The following is a 17,770-nucleotide window of genomic DNA, read 5'->3' on the forward strand; positions in this document are numbered from 1 at the left end:
CCGGACTCGGCTGGATTCAAACCTCTCTGCGGATGATCGCCCGGAAGTTCCCGTCCTGGTTCAGTCGCCGCACCGATTCGCGGTTTCCATGGGCTGCCGCGAAGCCTGCCACGTCGGCAAGGGCATCGAGCAGCAGGCCTTTCAGCCCGTCGCGGTTGCCGGCTTCCAGCAGATCTTCGAGATCCTGCTGGATGAAGGTCCGGCGCAGGCCTGGCGTTTCTTCGATCCGCCAGTCGACATGGGGCGTGGGAATGCTGGAGCGGTACCGGAAAGCCGTTTCAAGATCGTCAGGCGCGAGGGGATACTCGAGCAGCTCCGGAAAGTAGAGTCCAGCATTCACATAGAAGCCCCGGCTTTCGCTGGCACGCTGGTGATTCACGACAAGCAGGGCGGCATCCAGCAAGCGGTAGCGGGTCGTCGACGTCCCGGCAAAACCGGTCTTCCTGGCGCACTTGCTGAAGACGGTCGAGGATTTCATGGGCTTTGCCTGGGCCGTAACAAGGGCCCACAGCCTTGAGGCGCAGTGCCTGACGGTCAATTGGCAAACGCGACACCCGGAACACTGGCCAGCATTTCATCCACGCATGGCGTGGATCTACCAGGCGCGTGAGCCCAGCTCCGCTGCCAGCGCCAGCCACCGACTGCGTTGCGCTGGGGTGCTGCTGCGTACCGCGCCCACGCGGCTGACCCGCACCGGGCGGATGCCGCAGAACTCCAGGATGGTGGCGCGGATCTGGGTGATGCCCGGGTCGCGGTAGATCCAGCGGTAGTACCAGGGCGGCGTATCCAGGGTGGTGATCACCCGTGCGCTGCGTCCGGCCAGCAGCCGGTCCCACCACACCGAATCGCGCCGGTAGCGGAAGGCGTACCCCGGCAACAGCACGCGATCAAAGAAGCCCTTCAGCAGGGCCGGCATGGCGCCCCACCAGGTGGGGTAGACCAGGACCAGGTGATCGCAGGCTTCAATCGCGTCGGCGGCGTCCTGCAGATCCGCTTCCAGCGGCTGGATCTGGCGGTACCCGTGGCGCAGCACCGGGTCGAATTCAAGGTCGCCCAGAGCGATCAGGCGTACCCGGTGGCCGGCGTTCTCGGCGGCGGTGGCATAGCGCTGGGCGAGCGCGCCGCACAGGCTGTCGCGGTCGGGATGGCCGAGCAGGATCAGGATGGAACGGGACACGGCAACCTCGGGCAATGGAAAGTGCGCGAGGCTGCGGTCTGCCCCAGGGGCAGAGTCAAGCCTGGGTCGTGCAGCCGCTGGGTTCCAGCACGCAGTCACGGCTGCCGGAGAGCAGCCACTGCTGCAGTTCGTCGCTGACCTGCTGCAGGGCGCGCTCGACCTGCGCCAACCGCGCCCGTTCGCTGGCAATGCGCGTGCGCTGCTGTTCCAGCAAGGCCAGCACCGCAGGCCAGTCGAGCCGTCCGTCGCGGCCCTGCAGGCGCGAGATTGCCGCCAGCGTGATACCCAGCCCCAGCGCCTGGCGGATCAGCTGCACCCAGGCCACGTCCTGTTCGCTGTAGTCGCGGTAGCGGTTCAGCCGTGGCACCGGCGGCAACAGGCCACGCGCCTCGTACAGGCGGATGGCCTTGGCGCTGGCACCGGTCAGGCGGCTGACCTCGGAGATGCGCATCGGTTCAGTCCCGCACCAGTCCACCATCGACTACCAGGTTCTGGCCGGTCACCGCGCGCGACCAGGGGCTGGCGAAGAACAGCGCGGCATCGGCGAATTCGGCCGGCGTGGTAACGCTGCGCAGGGGTGTGTTGGCGGCGATGTAGTCGAACACCGCTTCCGGCGTGGCGGCGCTGGCATCGGTGGTGCGCAGCAGGCCGCCGGACAGCATGTTCACGGTGATGCCATGCGGGCCGAGGTCGCCGGCCAGGGTGCGGGTGAGTGACAGCAGTGCGGCCTTGGCAGCGGTGTAGTCGTGGTAGGGCACGACCGGGTTCTGGAACAGGTTGGTGCCGATGTTGATCACGCGCCCGAAGCGTCGGGCCTGCATGCCGGGCAAGGCCGCCTGCACGGTGTTCAGGGCGCCGCGCACGCTGCCCTCGAACTGCGCCTGGAAGGCCGGCCAACCGATGGCGGCAGCACCGTCGCGGGCATCACCATTGAACGAGAACGCTGCGAGTGCGTTGTTGACCACCGTGGTGACGCCCTGGCCGAAGTGGGCCAGGGCATGCTGCAGCATCGCATCGACCTGGCTGCGGTCAGTGACGTCGGCCGGCAGTGCGATTGCCTGTCCGCCGAGCTCGGCGGCCAGGGCTCGTGCGGGGCCTTCGCTGCGGTGGTAGTTGACGATGACGCGCGCACCCTGCGCAGCGAACGCGCGGGCGATGTGCTGGCCAAGGCCGCGGCCGGCACCGGTGACCAGTACCAGCTGTTCGCTGATCTGCATGAGGGAGCTGCCATCCATTGCATGAAAGGGCATGCAGCGTAGCAGCGATGGCGCTTGCCGGAGCGGGCGTGCTGCCGCTAGCCTGCAGGCATGAACCAGACTCCCCTGCGATTGCTTATTCACGGTGCCTCCGGGCGCATGGGCCAGGCCCTGCTGCGGCTGGCCGCCGAACATCCCGAAACCCTGCAGATCGTGGCCGCAGTGACCGGCCGTGCGCCGGCGCAGCGCGTGGTCGATGGCGTGCCGTTCTTCGGTGCCAGCGAACTGTCCGGCGCGCCGGTGTTCGACGTGGCGATCGACTTCAGCCTGCCGGAGGGTTTCGACCCGCTGCTGGCGTTGTGCGTGGAGCGGGGTGCAGGGCTGGTGTCGGGCACCACCGGCATCTCCAGCACGCAGCGACTGGCGCTGGAGGCCGCGGCGGCGAAGATCCCGCTGGTCTGGGCCTCGAACTTCAGCCTGGGCGTGGCGGTACTGGACGAGCTGGTGGAGCGCGCGGCGCAGGCGCTGGCCGGCTGGAACTGTGACATCGTCGAATCGCACCACACCCAGAAGAAGGACGCGCCGTCGGGCACCGCGCTGACCCTGGGCGCGGCCGCGCAGCGGGGCGGGGCGGAACCGCATTACGCCAGCCTGCGTGCCGGCGACATCGTGGGCGAGCATCTGGTGCAGTTCACCGGGCTGGGCGAGCGCGTCGAGCTGGTGCATCGGGCCACCAACCGCGACATCTTCGCCCGCGGTGCCCTGTTCGCCGCCCGCCAGCTGCAGGACCGGGCCCCGGGCAGCTATCGGGTGCGGGACCTGCTGGACGGCCCCCGGTAACGGTCCAGGCCGATGGTAGATGCCAACCTTGGTTGGCAGGCTTTCCGGGAAGCGCCAACCAAGGTTGGCGTCTACCAGAGTCATGGCGGCCCCGCATACGCCGCCGGATTGAAATGAATGCGCAATCGCCTGTTCATGAAGCGCGATAACCGCTGGCGCGAGCGCCCCGGCAGCGCTACAATTCGCACTCGCCGAATCACGAAAGCCGGACCGGTCCCAGACCGTACGTCCGCGCTTTTTTGCAACCGGATTTCCGTGAAGCGCAGGCGTGACTTCGGCAGCCCCCTCGGTAGCCAAAGTGAGATTCCCGTGACCCAAGCCGCAATCCTCGTCCTCGAAGACGGCACCGTATTCGAGGGCGAATCCGTAGGCGCGCCCGGCCTGTCCGTCGGTGAGGTGGTGTTCAACACCGCCATGACCGGCTACCAGGAAGTGCTGACCGACCCGTCCTACGCCCGGCAGATGGTCACGCTGACCTATCCGCATATCGGTAACACCGGCATGACCGACCAGGACAATGAAGCGTCCAAGGTGTGGTCGGCCGGCCTGATCGTGCGCGACGTTCCGCGCCGTCCCAGCAACTGGCGCAGCCAGGTGTCGCTGCAGGACTGGCTGATCCAGCGTGGCGTGGTCGCCATCGCTGGCATCGACACCCGCAAGCTGACCCGCATCCTGCGCGAGAAGGGCGCGCAGAACGGTGCGCTGATGGCCGGCGACATCGACGTGGAAAAGGCACTGGAAGCCGCCCGCAAGTTCCCGGGGCTGAAGGGCATGGATCTGGCCAAGGTCGTCACTACCGAGAAGACCTATACCTGGACCGAGGGCCAGCTGGACCTGGATGCCAATGCCTTCGTCAGCGTGCCGGCCAGGTTCAAGGTCGTGGCCTACGACTTCGGCGTGAAGACCAACATCCTGCGCATGCTGGCCGAGCGTGGCTGCGAAGTGACCGTGGTGCCGGCGCAGACCCCGGCCGCCGAAGTGCTGGCGCTGAAGCCGGACGGCGTGTTCCTGTCCAACGGCCCGGGTGACCCGGAACCGTGCGACTACGCGATTGAAGCGATCAAGACCTTCATCGACGTGAAGATCCCGACCTTCGGCATCTGCCTGGGCCACCAGCTGCTGGGCCTGGCCTCGGGCGCACAGACCATGAAGATGGGCCACGGCCACCACGGTGCCAACCACCCGGTGCAGGACCTGGACAGCGGCCGGGTGATGATCACCTCGCAGAACCACGGCTTCGCGATCGATGAAGCGACCCTGCCGGCGACCCTGCGCGTGACCCACCGCTCGCTGTTCGACGGCACCAACCAGGGCGTGGCCCGCACCGACGTGCCGGCGTTCTCGTTCCAGGGCCATCCGGAAGCGTCGCCCGGCCCGACCGATGTCGGTCCGCTGTTCGACCGCTTCGTGGTGCTGATGGAGCAGGCCAAGGCGTGATCAGTACGCCGCCGGCCCGCCGGTGGCGTCGCGATGGACCGTAAACCCCGCATCGCTGCTGCCACTGGCGCGGTGCTGCGGATCAAGATTCCTGATCGACAGCGTGCGATCACCCCCCTTGTCACGCTGTACTGACTTAGAGAAGAAAATGCCCAAGCGCACTGACCTCAAGACCATCCTCATCATCGGTGCTGGCCCGATCGTCATCGGCCAGGCCTGCGAGTTCGACTACTCCGGCGCCCAGGCCTGCAAGGCCCTGCGTGACGAGGGTTACCGCGTGGTGCTGGTCAACAGCAACCCGGCCACGATCATGACCGACCCGGAGATGGCCGACGCCGTCTACATCGAGCCGATCAACTGGCAGACGGTCGAGAAGATCATCGCCAAGGAAAAGCCCGACGCGCTGCTGCCGACCATGGGTGGCCAGACCGCGCTGAACTGCGCGCTGGACCTGGCCGACCACGGCGTGCTGGAGAAGTACAACGTCGAACTGATCGGCGCCAAGCGCGAAGCGATCCGCATGGCCGAAGACCGCGAGCTGTTCCGCGTGGCCATGGGTGAGATCGGCCTGGAATGCCCGACCGCCGCCGTCGCCCACACCCTGGACGAAGCGCTGGAAATCCAGACCCGCGTCGGCTACCCGACCATCATCCGCCCCAGCTTCACCCTGGGCGGCAGCGGTGGCGGCATCGCCTACAACCGCGAAGAGCTGGTCGAGATCGTCAGCCGTGGCCTGGAACTGTCGCCGACCACCGAAGTGCTGGTGGAAGAGTCGGTGCTGGGCTGGAAGGAGTTCGAGATGGAAGTGGTCCGCGATACCGCGGACAACTGCATCATCGTCTGCTCGATCGAGAACCTGGACCCGATGGGCGTGCACACCGGTGACTCGATCACCGTGGCGCCGGCGCAGACCCTGACCGACAAGGAATACCAGCGCCTGCGCGATGCCTCCATCGCCGTGCTGCGCAAGATCGGCGTCGATACCGGTGGCTCGAACGTGCAGTTCGGCATCAACCCGACCACCGGCCGCGTGGTCGTCATCGAGATGAACCCGCGCGTGTCGCGTTCGTCGGCGCTGGCCTCCAAGGCCACCGGCTTCCCGATCGCCAAGGTCGCCGCCAAGCTGGCCGTGGGTTACACCCTGGACGAACTGAAGAACGAAATCACCGGTGGCCTGACCCCGGCCTCGTTCGAGCCGTCCATCGACTACGTCGTCACCAAGATCCCGCGCTTCGCCTTCGAGAAGTTCCCGGCGGCCGATGCGCGCCTGACCACCCAGATGAAGTCGGTGGGCGAGGTGATGGCGATGGGCCGCACCTTCCAGGAGTCGGTGCAGAAGGCCCTGCGTGGCCTGGAAACCGGCAAGGTCGGCTTCGACCCGACCGGCCTGGACCTGAGCAATGAAGAAGACCTGCAGACCCTGCGTCGCGAGCTGAAGGCGCCGGGCCCGGAGCGCCTGTTCTTCGTCGCCGATGCGTTCCGCGCCGGCATGAGCGTGGAAGAGATCTACGCGCTGTCGTTCATCGATCACTGGTTCCTGGACCAGATCGAGGAAATCATCGCTGCCGAAGCTGACGTCGCCGCCGGTGGCATCGACGCGCTGGACGCCGCTCGCCTGCGCAAGCTGAAGCGCGCTGGCTTCTCCGATGCACGCCTGGCGCAGCTGACCGGGACCAACGAAGCCGCCATCCGCGCGCTGCGTCGTGCGCACAAGGTGCGCCCGGTCTACAAGCGCGTGGACTCCTGTGCCGGTGAATTCTCGACCGGTACCGCCTACCTGTACTCGACCTACGAGGACGAGTGCGAGGCTGCGCCGAGCAACCGCGACAAGATCATGATCCTGGGTGGTGGCCCGAACCGCATCGGCCAGGGCATCGAGTTCGACTACTGCTGCGTGCACGCGGCACTGGCGCTGCGCGAGGATGGCTATGAAACCATCATGGTCAACTGCAACCCGGAAACCGTGTCGACCGACTACGACACCTCCGACCGCCTGTACTTCGAACCGCTGACCCTGGAAGACGTGCTGGAAATCGTCGAACTGGAACAGCCGAAGGGCGTGATCGTGCAGTACGGCGGCCAGACCCCGCTGAAGCTGGCGCGCGCGCTGGAAGCCAACGGCGTGCCGGTGATCGGCACCAGCCCGGACTCGATCGACCTGGCCGAAGACCGTGAGCGCTTCCAGCAGCTGGTCGACAAGCTGGGCCTGAAGCAGCCGCCGAACCGCATCGCCCGCAACGACCAGGAAGCGCTGCTGCTGGCCCGCGAGATCGGCTACCCGCTGGTGGTGCGCCCGAGCTACGTGCTGGGCGGCCGTGCGATGGAAATCGTCTACGGCGAAGCCGATCTGGCCCGCTACGTGCGCGACGCGGTGAAGGTGTCCAACGATTCGCCGGTGCTGCTGGACCGCTTCCTCGACAATGCTGTCGAGTGCGACGTCGACATCATCGCCGACAAGGATGGCAACGTCCTGATCGGTGGCGTGATGGAGCACATCGAAGAAGCCGGCGTGCACTCGGGCGATTCCTCCTGCTCGCTGCCGCCGTACTCGCTGTCGGCTGAAACCCAGGCCGAACTGCGCCGCCAGGTGGTGGAGCTGGCCAAGGCCCTGAACGTGGTCGGCCTGATGAACACCCAGTTCGCGATCCAGACCAGCGACGAAGGTGCCGACACCATCTACCTGCTGGAAGTGAACCCGCGTGCCTCGCGCACCGTGCCGTTCGTGTCCAAGGCGACCGGCATGCCGCTGGCCAAGATCGCCGCCCGTTGCATGGCTGGCAAGAGCCTGGCCGAGCAGGGCGCAACCAAGGAAATCGTGCCGGACTACTACTCGGTGAAGGAAGCGATCTTCCCGTTCGCCAAGTTCCAGGGCGTCGATCCGATCCTCGGGCCGGAGATGCGCTCCACCGGTGAGGTGATGGGCGTCGGCCGCACCTTCAACGCCGCCTTCGCGCGTGCGCAGGAAGCCGGTGGCATCAAGGCCCCTCCGGTCGGCAAGGCCTTCGTGTCGGTGCGTGATCCGGACAAGAAGCGCGTGCTGCCGGTGGCCAAGGCGCTGCTGGCGCGTGGCTACAGCCTGGTCGCCACCCGTGGCACGGCTGCATGGCTGCAGCAGCACGGCATGGACTGCGAGATCATCAACAAGGTGGTCGAAGGCCGTCCGCACATCGTCGACTCGATCAAGAACGGCGAGATCGTCTACATCGTCAATACGACCGAAGGTCGTTCGGCGATCAACGACTCGTTCTCGATCCGCCGCGAGGCGCTGCAGCATCGCGTCACCTACTCGACCACCATTGCCGGCGCCAAGGCGCTGGTGGATTCACTGGAATTCCGTGGCACCGGCCCCGTCTGGTCGCTGCAGGAGCTGCACAAGGAGTTGAATGCATGAGAGCCCCCATCACGATGAAGGGCGCGCAGAAGCTGCGCGACGAACTGGATCACCTGAAGTCGGTCAAGCGCCCGAAGGTGATCGCCGCGATCGCCGAAGCGCGTGAGCATGGCGACCTGAAGGAGAACGCCGAGTACCACGCCGCGCGCGAGGAACAGGGCTTCATCGAAGGCCGCATCAAGCAGCTGGAAGGTGAGCTGTCGCACGCCGAAATCATCGACGTGAGCAAGCTCAACGCCGGCTCCAAGGTGGTGTTCGGCGCCAGCGTGACGCTGGCCGACGTGGAAACCGACGAAGAGAAGAAGTATCAGATCGTTGGTGACCTGGAAGCGGACATCAAGCTGGGCCTGATCGCGATTTCCTCGCCGGTGGCGCGCGCGATGATCGGCAAGCTGGAAGGCGATTCGATCGTGATCGACGCCCCGGCCGGCCAGCGCGAGTACGAGATCGTCAGCGTCAGCTACCTGGACTGACCCGGTGGCAACGGCGACCCTGCTGTTGCCGGCACGCAGCCGCTTTGCCGCGGCTGCGCTGCCGGACGATGTGGCGCGTGCGCTCGGCCGCGCTACGAGCGTGCAGGTCGCGCCGGGCGAACGCGCGCAGCTGACGCGCCATTTCGCGGTTGCCGCGCCGCACTGGCCGGTGGCCGCGTTGACCCGCCAGCGTGACGTCGGTGATGCCGCCGGCGCCAGCTGGCTGCGTGCCGATCCGGCCTGCATGGTGCCGGACATGCACGGCGCGCGGATGATGGCCTACGGCGAAACGCTGCGGCCGACCCTGGCCGACAGCCTGGCGTTGCTGCCGGTGCTGCAGCCGTTGTTCGCCGATGCCGGATTCGTGCTCGACGCACCGGACCCGTCGCGCTGGTACCTGCGTCTACCGATCGACAGCGAGCTGCCGGACTTCGACAGTCCGGACGAGGTGCTGGGCGATGACCTGTTTTCGCATCTGCCGGAAGGCGAGGGCGGCCGTCGCTGGCGGGCGCTGATGACCGAAGCGCAGGTGCTGCTGCACAACCATTCCTGGAACCAGCAGCGCGCCGCGCAGGGACAGCAGCCGATCAATTCGCTGTGGTTCTGGGGCGGTGGCGTGATGCCAGTGTCGGTCAGCACGCCGCACGCACAGGTGCGCAGCCGCGATGCCCTGCTGCAGGGCCTGGCCCTGGCTGCCGGTGTGGCCGCGGACGGCGAGCAGGCGGTGGATGCACTGGTCGATCTGCGCCAGCTGCGTTCACTGCAACAGCTCGGCAATGATGCGATCCGTCCGCTGCTGGCCGCGCTGAAGCGTGGTGAGCTGCAGCGGCTGGTGCTGGATTTCGAGGACGGCCTGCAGTTCCAGTTGGATCGCGGACAGCGCTGGCAGTTCTGGAAGAAGCCGCGCCAGCTTCACGACGCCTGAGGCAATCTGCGCACGCAGGCCATGCCTGGCGGAGTCCGGTGATTGTGGTAGCGCCGGGCCATGCCCGGCGGATGCCCTACCGGAATTCAGTGATATAGGTCGGCAGTCGCCAAGTGGAAGCTCCAGCGCCACTGCAGGTGCCACCAACGTACTCCATGCTCAGCTGCATCCGCTGGCCATCCCATGCCCAGTAGCGCCCCGTTCCGCAGCGATCCCGATCGGTCTCCACAGTCTCTTCAACGAACATCAGCTCCCGTGAGTACGGGAACAGTGCGCCCTGGGTAATGAAAACGGGATTGAACGGTGCCTGGTCGTTGATCGACCACGTCCCACCCGGCACATTGAACCCCGGGATGTGGCAGACAACGGAGGCCAGTACGTGATGGTCGTCCAGGCGCTGGATGGCGATGTAGGGTGCGCTGGTCTGTGGTACATCCGCAGCGCACGCCCAGTCCGCCTTGTTGTCGGGCCGAAGCAGCCGGCGCAGGTTCTCGCGTTCGCCCAGGCGCGCATCCTCCTCACGCGGAGGTGCCCGCTTGGATGGCATGGCCAGCACCGGCTTCGGCAGAGCGGGCGGCACGCTCGACTCCGGTCGGCTTCCTCGTTGCACCAGTGCACCGGGCGTATCCAGACGGTGCTGGATCTGATCCATCTTCAGCATCAGTGCGGCTGCGCCGGATGCAGACAGCGACCATGTCTGCCCCCTGCCATCAGTGATGCTGATGCGGGATTGCCTGATGAGGGCGGTGTTGAACGCCTGCACTTGAGCCGGGGTGAGCTTTGCGTGCTCCGTGGCTGACTCGAGTGCCCCGATGCTGCCCACGCGTTCTCCGTCCAGCTGCAGGTGCAGTGCGCCAACAGGAGACTGCGCTTGTGCCTCGGGGTCGTCAGCGTCGTCGCGGGCGAGTACCAGCCGGATCTCCACCGCTTCCCCGGGTCCGCCATTGCGCTCGATCAGCGCGGCCAGTCTCAGCGGTGCGGAGGCGCCGACACCGGCGATACGGCAGGCACGCGTGTTGTCGCACACCATGAACCAGTCGCCCTCGGCGAACGATGCGCCAACCGGAGCCGTGGCCCAGGCGGACGAAGACATCGCCAGCAATCCCAGCAGGAACAGCGGCAATTGCGGCAGAGCAGGGGAGCGCATTCAACGAACCTCGCTGACCAGGGTCGGCAGCATCCAGTGACCGCCCGGCATGCCACGGCACAGCCCGGTGCTGAAGGCACTGCTTGGCTGGAATCGGCGGCCATCCCATGTCCAGTCCGAGCCGGAAACGCAGTCGCCGATGCCGCGGCCTTTGTAGCGTGCGTACAGCGTGCGCTCGAAGTGCGAGAAACCCTCCGCTTCGAGCGTGACCGCCTGCGGGGCGAACGGAGGGCGATCGCGCGCGATCCAGAAGCCATTGCTGTAGTTGTATGCACCCATCTGGCACAGCGCCTGCACCAGTACATGGCTGTCGTCCAGCCGCTCGATCACCATTTCCGGGGTGCCCTTGTACTCGATCAGACGCGGACAGTCGTCACCGTCGTCGAGCGTGGCAATCAGCGCGTCGCGCAGCGCTTCGCTGCTACCCAGTTTGCTGTCTCCGGGGCGAGTAGCCGCCAGCGTGGCACGCATGATCACGGGCCTGGTCTGCGCAGCCGGCACACTCGCTTCAGCGCGCGTGCCACGCCGTACTAGGGCACCGGGCGTGCCAAGGCGCCCTTGTACTTCGTCCATCTTCAACAGCACGGCGGCGGCACCACGATCGGAAATCGGCCAGCGCGTGGCCCTGCTGTCGATCACCTCGATGCGGGCCTGGCCGGGCAGGGCGGTGAGCAGCGCACCAACCTGCGCCGGTCGCAGCGTCACGGATTCGTCGGCGCCGGTGTCCCGCACCGGCCCCAGATCACGGCCGTTCACCAGCAGGCGCATCGCGCCTTCTGGCATTGCGCTTTCGCCATCCTCGCCCACCCGCAGTCGCGCCTTTACTGCCGTGCCGGGACCGCCGGCACGTTCCAGCATCAGGCTCAGCGGGCTGTCTGCGCTCTCCGGGCCATAGCCGGCGGCACGGCAGGTGCCGGTGTTGTCGCAGGCCAGGAACCAGTCGTGGTGCACGAACTCGATACCGGGTGTGACCGGCGTGTTTCCGGCATGGGAAGTGAGCGGCAGCAGCAGGCCGACAATCAGAGCGCACAGCGGGCGGTACATGGCGAATTCCGTTTCAGAAGCGAACAAGCATGGGCGATGGCCACGCCTGCGCCAAGCCCAGGAAGAGCCGGGCACGCCGAGCGGGTATCATGCGCGGGTCTTCCGTCACCCGGCGATGCCGATGTCCCTTGCCGCCGATGCTGTGCAGCCGTCCCCTGATACGCCGACGATCCGCCGCCGCGATGCGGTCGCGCCCGGAAGCTGGCCGGAGGGCACGCTGCCGCTGCTGGCGCGTCTCTATGCCAGCCGGGGTGCGGGCACGCCGGAGCTGGCGCAGCCGAAACTGGGCAATCTGCACGCTCCCGAGCTGCTGACTGGCATCGACGATGCGGTGGGCCTGCTGGTTGAGGCCATCGCCAACGACAAGCGCATCCTGGTGGTTGGCGATTTCGATTGCGATGGCGCCACCGCCTGCGCGGTCGGCGTGCGCGGCCTGCGCATGCTCGGGGCGCAGCATGTCTTCCACGCGGTGCCGAACCGCATGGTGCACGGCTACGGCCTGTCGCCGTCGCTGGTGGAAGAGCTGACCGCGTTGAAGCCGGACCTGCTGGTCACGGTCGACCACGGTATTGCCTGCCATGCCGGCGTGACTGCGGCCAAGGCGCGTGGCTGGCAGGTGCTGGTCACCGATCATCATCTTCCCGGTCCGCAATTGCCGCCGGCCGATGTCATCGTCGATCCCAATCTGGACGGCGATGCTTTCCCCAGCAAGTCGCTGGCCGGCGTCGGCGTGATCTTCTACGTGCTGATGGCGCTGCGCCGGCAGATGCGCGAAGCCGGTGTCTTTGCCGACGGCAAGGGTCCAGACCTGACCACGCTGCTGGACCTGGTGGCGGTCGGCACCGTCGCCGACCTGGTGGCGCTGGACCCGAACAACCGTGCACTGGTCAGCGCGGGCCTGCGCCGCCTGCGCGCAGGGCAGGGCTGTGTCGGCCTGCGTGCGCTGATCGAAGCCAGCGGCCGCGATGCCGCGCGACTGACCGCCACCGATATCGGCTTCGCACTCGGCCCACGCCTGAACGCGGCGGGCCGGCTGGAAGACATGGCGCTGGGCATTGCCCTGCTGCTGACCGAAGACCCGCGCCAGGCGCGCGAGATCGCGCAGACGCTGGAGCAGATCAATTCGGAACGGCGCGCCGTGCAGCAATCGATGACCGACGACGCCGAGCAGGCGTTGACCCGCGTGGTACTGGACATGGCCGGCCAGCGCCCGGTGGCGGCCTGCCTGTTCGATGCCGACTGGCACCCGGGCGTGGTCGGCCTGGTCGCGTCGAAGATGAAGGATCGCCTGCATCGCCCGGTGATTGCCTTCGCCCCGGCTGAACCGGGTGCCGACACCCTGCGCGGCTCGGCGCGTTCGATTCCCGGCCTGCACATCCGTGACGCACTGGCGCTGGTCGATGCACGCCACCCGGGACTGATCGAACGCTTCGGTGGCCATGCCATGGCGGCTGGACTGAGCATGCAGCTGGATCACGTCGATGACTTCAAGGCCGCCTTCGTCGCCGTGGTACTGGAAATGCTCGACCCGGCGGCACTGCAGCAGCAGGTCCTCAGCGACGGCGAACTGGCCGCCGACGAGCTCGACCATCGCCACGCCGACGCACTGCGCCTGGCCGGGCCGTGGGGCCAGGGTTTCCCCGAGCCGCTGTTCGACGGCCACTTCGAAGTGGCCAACTGGCGCGTGTTGAAAGAGCGACACCTGAAGCTGGAGCTGCGCCTGCCCGGCGTACCCGGCACGATCAACGCGATCCACTTCGGCGGCTGGCACGGCAACGCGCCCGGTCGCCACGTTCATCTCGCCTATCGGCTCGCCTGCGACGACTATCGCGGCGGCAGCGCCATCCAGCTGATCGTGGAGCACAGCCTCCCCGCATGAAAAAGGGGACGGAGGGGATTAAGTCGCAAATGGCAAACAAGGCACAAACGACTTAATCCCCTCCGTCCCCTTTTTCTGTGGCGTCAGCGGACCTGGCTGACCAGCATCGGCAGTTCCCAGGTGCCCCCTGGCACGCCCCGGCATAGCCCAGGTGCCACCTCTGACGTCGCGATGAAGTTCGTCCCGTCCCACGTCCAGGCTGCGTGCGAAATGCAGTCAGCGAGGCCGCGGCCCTTCTGCGCGGCAATGATCTGGCCATCGTCGTAGTCGATGGCATCGCTGGTCACCCACTTTGCCTGGTACGGTGGCTGTGGGCGGGCCACCCAGTAGCCATCGCCGCTGTTATAGGCCGCTCGCCAGCAGGGCACGTTGACCAGCACGTGCTGTGCGTCCAGGCGGCGGACCTCCAGCGGCGAGTTGCTCAGCGGAGTATCGGCATCGGTTTCCTGAAGGCCTTCGCAGCTTTCGCCCTCCAGCGTGGCACGCAGAGCCGCGCGCAGGGCGGGTGAGGCGGCCAGTTTCGCAAACGCCGGATCATCCGGGGTCGAGTCAACGGTAGCGGCCTTGCGCACCACCGGCACCGGCAGCGCGGCGGGAACGCCGGATTCAGGCGTACTGCCCTTGCGCATCACCGCGCCGGGTGTGCCAAGGCGACCCTGGTACTCGTCGATCTTCAGCAGCACCGCTGCCGCCCCCTTGTCCGACAACGGCCAGCGATGGCCGGCGCCATCGGTCACGCTGACCCCGCCATCGCGCACCAGTGCGGACAACAGCGCGCTGGTCTGCGCGGCATTCAAGCTATGCGTACCTTCGCCCTTTGCCGGGGCCAGAACGCCCAGATCCTGCTGCTGGATGCGCAGATGCAGTGCGCCCCTGGGCTGGGGCTGGCCTTCTTCCGGCTGCAGCGACAGGCGGCCCTGGATGGCCTGGCCCGGGCCGCCCTTGCGGGTGAGCAGCACACTCAGGGTGCTGTCATCGTCGGTGGCATAGCCAGCGGCGCGGCAGGTCAGGGTGTTGTCGCAGGCTACGATCCAGTCGTGGTGCTGGAAATACAGGCTCTTGGCCGGGGCAGCGGCAATGGCGCCCAGTGGGCAAGCCAGGGCCAGCAGAGCGGCGGGCAGGAGGGATCGCATCGGCATCCTTGCACGTGGGGAAAGTGGGGCATGGTGCCTGCTGGCGGGGGCGATGAAAAGCTGCGCGCTGCCCAACCCCGTTCCGGCAGCTCGTGCGTTCAACGGTTCACGATCCCACTGGAGTCCGGTCATGGTCTTCGCCCGTTGCTGCACCGTGTTGTTGCTGGCCCTCGCGGCCTGGCCCGCTGGCGCGCAGTCGCCGCCGATCTCCCGGCCGCAGGCCGCCACGCCTCTCCTGATCGCGCCCGCTGCCGAACAGCCGGTGCAGCTGCAGCGTGCCCGCATCGAGGGCGAAGTGCAGGCAGGCATTGCCCAGACCCGGATCACCCTGGAGTTCCACAACCCGAACCGGCGCGTACTGGAGGGCGAGCTGCAGTTCCCGCTGGCCGATGGCCAGCAGATCACGGGCTTCGCGCTGGACATCAACGGTGAACTGCATGACGCCGTGCCGGTGCCCAAGGACCGTGGCCGCCAGGTGTTCGAAGAAATCGCCCGGCGTGGTGTCGACCCGGGCCTGCTGGAGCAGACCGCCGGCAACCAGTTCCGGCTGCGCATCTACCCGCTGCCGGCCGGTGGCAGTCGGCGCGTGCAGCTGGTGATTCGTGAGCCGTTGGCCTTCGCCGGACAAGGCTGGCAGTGGACGCTTCCGCTGCAGTTCGCCGCCGGAGCAGCCTCGGTTGAACTGAAACTGCAGGCCCCCGGCGCGGCCACCGCAGGTACGGCGCCCTTCCGTATCAGTGCGGGCCAGCTGCAGTGGCAGGGCAGGGGCTCGCAGTTGCCGAAGCAGCTGCAGTGGAGCCTGCCGGCAGCCCGCCAGGCACAGGTCCAGGTGGCGCCCTGGGAGGATGGCCATTACCTGCTGGCGCAGCTGCCGGTGGCGGCCAGCAGTTCGTCCCGCACGCTGCCCAGCGAGATCGGCCTGCTGTGGGACGGTTCCGGTTCGGCGGGGCAGCGCAATCGCACGCGTGAGTTGGCGCTGCTGGATCGTTACTTCGCCGCGATGGGGGACGGCACGGTGGCATTGACCGTGCTACGCGATCGCGCCGAACCGGTGCGGCGCTTCCGCGTCCGCGCCGGCAACTGGAATGAGCTGCGTGCGGTGCTGCAGGCCGTGCGCCCGGATGGCGCCAGCGCGCTGGCGCAGTGGCAGCCGCAGCCGAGTGTGAAGGAATACCTGCTGCTCAGCGATGGTCTGCTGACCTATGGGCCGGAAGCATTGCCAGCACTCGCACCGGAGCAGCGTCTGTTCGCGGTCAGTAGTGCCGGCGCGCGTACCGATGCCGTGCGACTGCGTGGCTGGAGCGAAGCGCATGGCGGACGCTTCGTCGCGCTGGGTAATGATGTTGATGCGGCCGCTCGCGAACTACTGTCGTCGCCGTTGGACGTGCAGATCGATGCGGGCCGTGGCGTACAGGAAGTGGTGATCGATCGTCGCAGTGAAGCCCAGGGCTGGTTGTGGCTGCATGCACGACTGGCGGCCGACGGCGTGCCGATGCGGGTGCGTGTGGGCGGCGGTGAATGGCAGGCGCTGCCGGCAACACAGAAGAGTGACGACGGTGAACTGGTGGCCGGCTTGTGGGCGCAGGCCCGTCTGCAGCAACTCGGCGCCGACCGTCGAGGCAACCGCGAAGCCATGCAGCTGCTGTCGCAGCAGTTCGGCCTGGTCGGGCCGGATACCTCCCTGATCGTGCTGGAGACGCTGGAGGACTACCTGCGCTATGCGATCCGCCCTTCGGGCAAGCTGCGCGCCGACTACGACGCCAGGTTTGCAGTGCAGGTAAGTGGTCGCGCCGCAGCCGATCGCCAGCGCCTGGATGAAGTGGCCGCTCGCTGGAAGGAGCGCCAGCAGTGGTGGAACCGCAGCTGGCCGAAGGGTGCGCCGCCGCAGGCGAAGGAAATGGCGCTGGAAGTGGCATCCGCAGGCTACGCAGCCGAATCCGCACCCGTGGCGATGCTGGCAGCCCCTGCGCCTGCCCCGCCGCCTGCGCCTTCACCGATGGCCGCGGCGGCCGAGCAGCGCATGGACGCCAGCAGCGCACGCGCGCGCCGCTCAGCACCTGCATCGAACAAGGCGCTGGATGCGATCGCAGTCACCAGCGGGTTCGCCGACGCATCCGCTGCCGCCAACGACGGCCAGCTCGGCATCCAGCTGGCGGCATGGCAGCCGGATTCGGCCATCGCCCGTCGCCTGCGCCAGGGTCCGCCGTCGCAGCTCTATGACCGCTACCTGGCCGAGCGCGATGCCCACGCCGACAGCAGCGCGTTCTTCCTCGACGTGGCCGACCTGCTGCTGGAGCAGGGCCAGCGCGAACTGGCACTGCGCGTGCTGTCGAACCTGGCCGAGATGGACCTGGACAACCGCCACCTGCTGCGCGTGCTCGGCTACCGGCTGATGCAGGCTGATGCCCCGGCACTGGCGGTGCCGGTGTTCGAGCAGGTGCTGGCGATGGGCCAGGAAGAACCGCAGAGCTTCCGCGACCTGGGCCTGGCACTGGCAGCGGCCGGCAGGCCACAGCAGGCACTGGCGCCGCTGTACCAGGTGGTGGTGCGGCCATGGGACAACCGCTTCGATGGCATCGCCCTGATCGCATTGGATGAGCTGACCAACCTGGTGGCGCGCAGTACGCCGCGCCTGGACACCCGCAGCATCGACCCGCGCCTGCTGCAGGCGATGCCGCTGGACCTGCGCGTGGTGCTGTCGTGGGATGCCGACAACAGCGACATGGACCTGTGGGTGACTGACCCGAACGGCGAGCGCGCGTACTACGGCAACCGCCAGACCTACCAGGGCGGGCGGATGTCGCAGGACTTCACCGGGGGCTATGGTCCCGAGCAGTTCTCGCTGCGCAACGCCAAGCCGGGCAAGTACAAGGTCGAGGCGAACTATTTCGGCAGCCGCCAGCAGCTGGTGACCGGTGCGACGACCCTGATGCTGCGCCTGACCACGCACTGGGGCACGCCGAAGCAGAAGGACCAGATGGTCACGATGCGGTTGAAGGACCGCGCCGAGACTGTGCTGGTGGGCGAGTTCGAGGTGAAATGACCGATCCCGGGCTTATGTAGCGTCGAGCTTGCTCGACTGCCTCGAGGTGGAGCCGAGCCCATGCTCGGCTCATGGCAGAGGTAGC

14 protein-coding genes are annotated in these 17,770 nt (G+C 67.3%); 7 read left to right on the plus strand and 7 right to left on the minus strand.

Annotation, left to right across the window (positions count from 1 at the left end; genetic code table 11):
- Positions 1 to 16: 16 nt before the first annotated feature.
- From EGM71_RS09480 to EGM71_RS09495, 4 genes are all read right to left on the minus strand, one after another.
- On the minus strand, positions 17 to 478 hold the full coding sequence (locus EGM71_RS09480) for a DUF4304 domain-containing protein (RefSeq protein WP_188489430.1): 462 nt from the start codon (positions 476 to 478) through the stop codon (positions 17 to 19).
- A 117-nt stretch (positions 479 to 595) separates the two neighbouring features.
- Positions 596 to 1,177, minus strand: a complete 582-nt coding sequence (locus EGM71_RS09485) for an NAD(P)H-dependent oxidoreductase (protein WP_188489432.1) — start codon at positions 1,175 to 1,177, stop codon at positions 596 to 598.
- Between the two features lie 55 nt (positions 1,178 to 1,232).
- Entirely contained in the window at positions 1,233 to 1,628 is a 396-nt protein-coding gene (locus EGM71_RS09490) for a MerR family transcriptional regulator (protein ID WP_188489434.1), read from the minus strand.
- Between the two features lie 4 nt (positions 1,629 to 1,632).
- Positions 1,633 to 2,394 (minus strand): 3-oxoacyl-ACP reductase, encoded by a 762-nt coding sequence (locus EGM71_RS09495; RefSeq protein ID WP_430544078.1) that lies wholly within the window; start codon positions 2,392 to 2,394, stop codon positions 1,633 to 1,635.
- A gap of 138 nt (positions 2,395 to 2,532) precedes the next feature.
- Between EGM71_RS09495 and EGM71_RS09500 the strand changes: the two genes are divergently transcribed.
- The 5 genes from EGM71_RS09500 (at position 2,533) to EGM71_RS09520 (ending at position 9,439) form a co-directional block, all read left to right on the plus strand.
- Positions 2,533 to 3,213 (plus strand): 4-hydroxy-tetrahydrodipicolinate reductase, encoded by a 681-nt coding sequence (locus EGM71_RS09500; protein WP_430544084.1) that lies wholly within the window; start codon positions 2,533 to 2,535, stop codon positions 3,211 to 3,213.
- A gap of 309 nt (positions 3,214 to 3,522) precedes the next feature.
- Complete coding sequence (gene carA / locus EGM71_RS09505) at positions 3,523 to 4,650, plus strand: glutamine-hydrolyzing carbamoyl-phosphate synthase small subunit (protein ID WP_188489437.1); 1,128 nt, start codon at positions 3,523 to 3,525, stop codon at positions 4,648 to 4,650.
- A gap of 148 nt (positions 4,651 to 4,798) precedes the next feature.
- A complete protein-coding gene (gene carB, locus EGM71_RS09510; RefSeq protein WP_188489439.1) occupies positions 4,799 to 8,041 on the plus strand; it encodes a carbamoyl-phosphate synthase large subunit in 3,243 nt (1,080 codons plus the stop codon).
- Positions 8,042 to 8,049: 8 nt separating this feature from the next.
- The gene (gene greA / locus EGM71_RS09515; RefSeq protein ID WP_188489793.1) at positions 8,050 to 8,514 is read left to right on the plus strand and encodes a transcription elongation factor GreA; all 465 of its coding nucleotides are present in this window, start codon (positions 8,050 to 8,052) and stop codon (positions 8,512 to 8,514) included.
- Between the two features lie 4 nt (positions 8,515 to 8,518).
- Entirely contained in the window at positions 8,519 to 9,439 is a 921-nt protein-coding gene (locus EGM71_RS09520) for a phosphoglycerate mutase (protein WP_188489441.1), read from the plus strand.
- Between the two features lie 76 nt (positions 9,440 to 9,515).
- Here the strand turns inward: EGM71_RS09520 and EGM71_RS09525 are convergent, their stop codons facing one another.
- The gene (locus EGM71_RS09525; protein WP_223224563.1) at positions 9,516 to 10,562 is read right to left on the minus strand and encodes a DUF1176 domain-containing protein; all 1,047 of its coding nucleotides are present in this window, start codon (positions 10,560 to 10,562) and stop codon (positions 9,516 to 9,518) included.
- A gap of 24 nt (positions 10,563 to 10,586) precedes the next feature.
- Positions 10,587 to 11,630, minus strand: a complete 1,044-nt coding sequence (locus EGM71_RS09530) for a DUF1176 domain-containing protein (RefSeq protein WP_188489445.1) — start codon at positions 11,628 to 11,630, stop codon at positions 10,587 to 10,589.
- Positions 11,631 to 11,751: 121 nt separating this feature from the next.
- Here EGM71_RS09530 and recJ point away from each other — a divergent pair, with 121 nt between their 5' ends.
- Positions 11,752 to 13,509, plus strand: coding sequence for a single-stranded-DNA-specific exonuclease RecJ (gene recJ, locus EGM71_RS09535; protein WP_188489446.1), 1,758 nt, complete (start codon positions 11,752 to 11,754; stop codon positions 13,507 to 13,509).
- An 83-nt stretch (positions 13,510 to 13,592) separates the two neighbouring features.
- On the opposite strand, the gene EGM71_RS09540 is transcribed toward recJ, so the two are convergent.
- Positions 13,593 to 14,642 carry a DUF1176 domain-containing protein gene (locus tag EGM71_RS09540; RefSeq protein ID WP_188489448.1) on the minus strand — a complete coding sequence of 350 codons (1,050 nt, stop codon included), beginning with the start codon at positions 14,640 to 14,642 and terminating at the stop codon, positions 13,593 to 13,595.
- Positions 14,643 to 14,772: 130 nt separating this feature from the next.
- Here EGM71_RS09540 and EGM71_RS09545 point away from each other — a divergent pair, with 130 nt between their 5' ends.
- Positions 14,773 to 17,685, plus strand: coding sequence for a VIT domain-containing protein (locus tag EGM71_RS09545; protein WP_188489451.1), 2,913 nt, complete (start codon positions 14,773 to 14,775; stop codon positions 17,683 to 17,685).
- Positions 17,686 to 17,770 lie beyond the last annotated feature (85 nt).

The organism is Stenotrophomonas maltophilia (assembly GCF_006970445.1).
Taxonomy (GTDB): Bacteria; Pseudomonadota; Gammaproteobacteria; order Xanthomonadales; family Xanthomonadaceae; genus Stenotrophomonas; species Stenotrophomonas maltophilia_AU.

Bases quoted from the DNA above. Each gene is read 5' to 3' on its own strand.
- EGM71_RS09480 (WP_188489430.1), bottom strand. From the start codon at position 478: ATGAAATCCTCGACCGTCTTCAGCAAGTGCGCCAGGAAGACCGGTTTT.
- EGM71_RS09490 (WP_188489434.1), bottom strand. From the start codon at position 1,628: ATGCGCATCTCCGAGGTCAGCCGCCTGACCGGTGCCAGCGCCAAGGCC.
- EGM71_RS09495 (WP_430544078.1), bottom strand. From the start codon at position 2,394: ATGCAGATCAGCGAACAGCTGGTACTGGTCACCGGTGCCGGCCGCGGC.
- EGM71_RS09500 (WP_430544084.1), top strand. From the start codon at position 2,533: ATGGGCCAGGCCCTGCTGCGGCTGGCCGCCGAACATCCCGAAACCCTG.
- carB (WP_188489439.1), top strand. From the start codon at position 4,799: ATGCCCAAGCGCACTGACCTCAAGACCATCCTCATCATCGGTGCTGGC.
- EGM71_RS09530 (WP_188489445.1), bottom strand. From the start codon at position 11,630: ATGTACCGCCCGCTGTGCGCTCTGATTGTCGGCCTGCTGCTGCCGCTC.
- recJ (WP_188489446.1), top strand. From the start codon at position 11,752: ATGTCCCTTGCCGCCGATGCTGTGCAGCCGTCCCCTGATACGCCGACG.
- EGM71_RS09540 (WP_188489448.1), bottom strand. From the start codon at position 14,642: ATGCGATCCCTCCTGCCCGCCGCTCTGCTGGCCCTGGCTTGCCCACTG.
- EGM71_RS09545 (WP_188489451.1), top strand. From the start codon at position 14,773: ATGGTCTTCGCCCGTTGCTGCACCGTGTTGTTGCTGGCCCTCGCGGCC.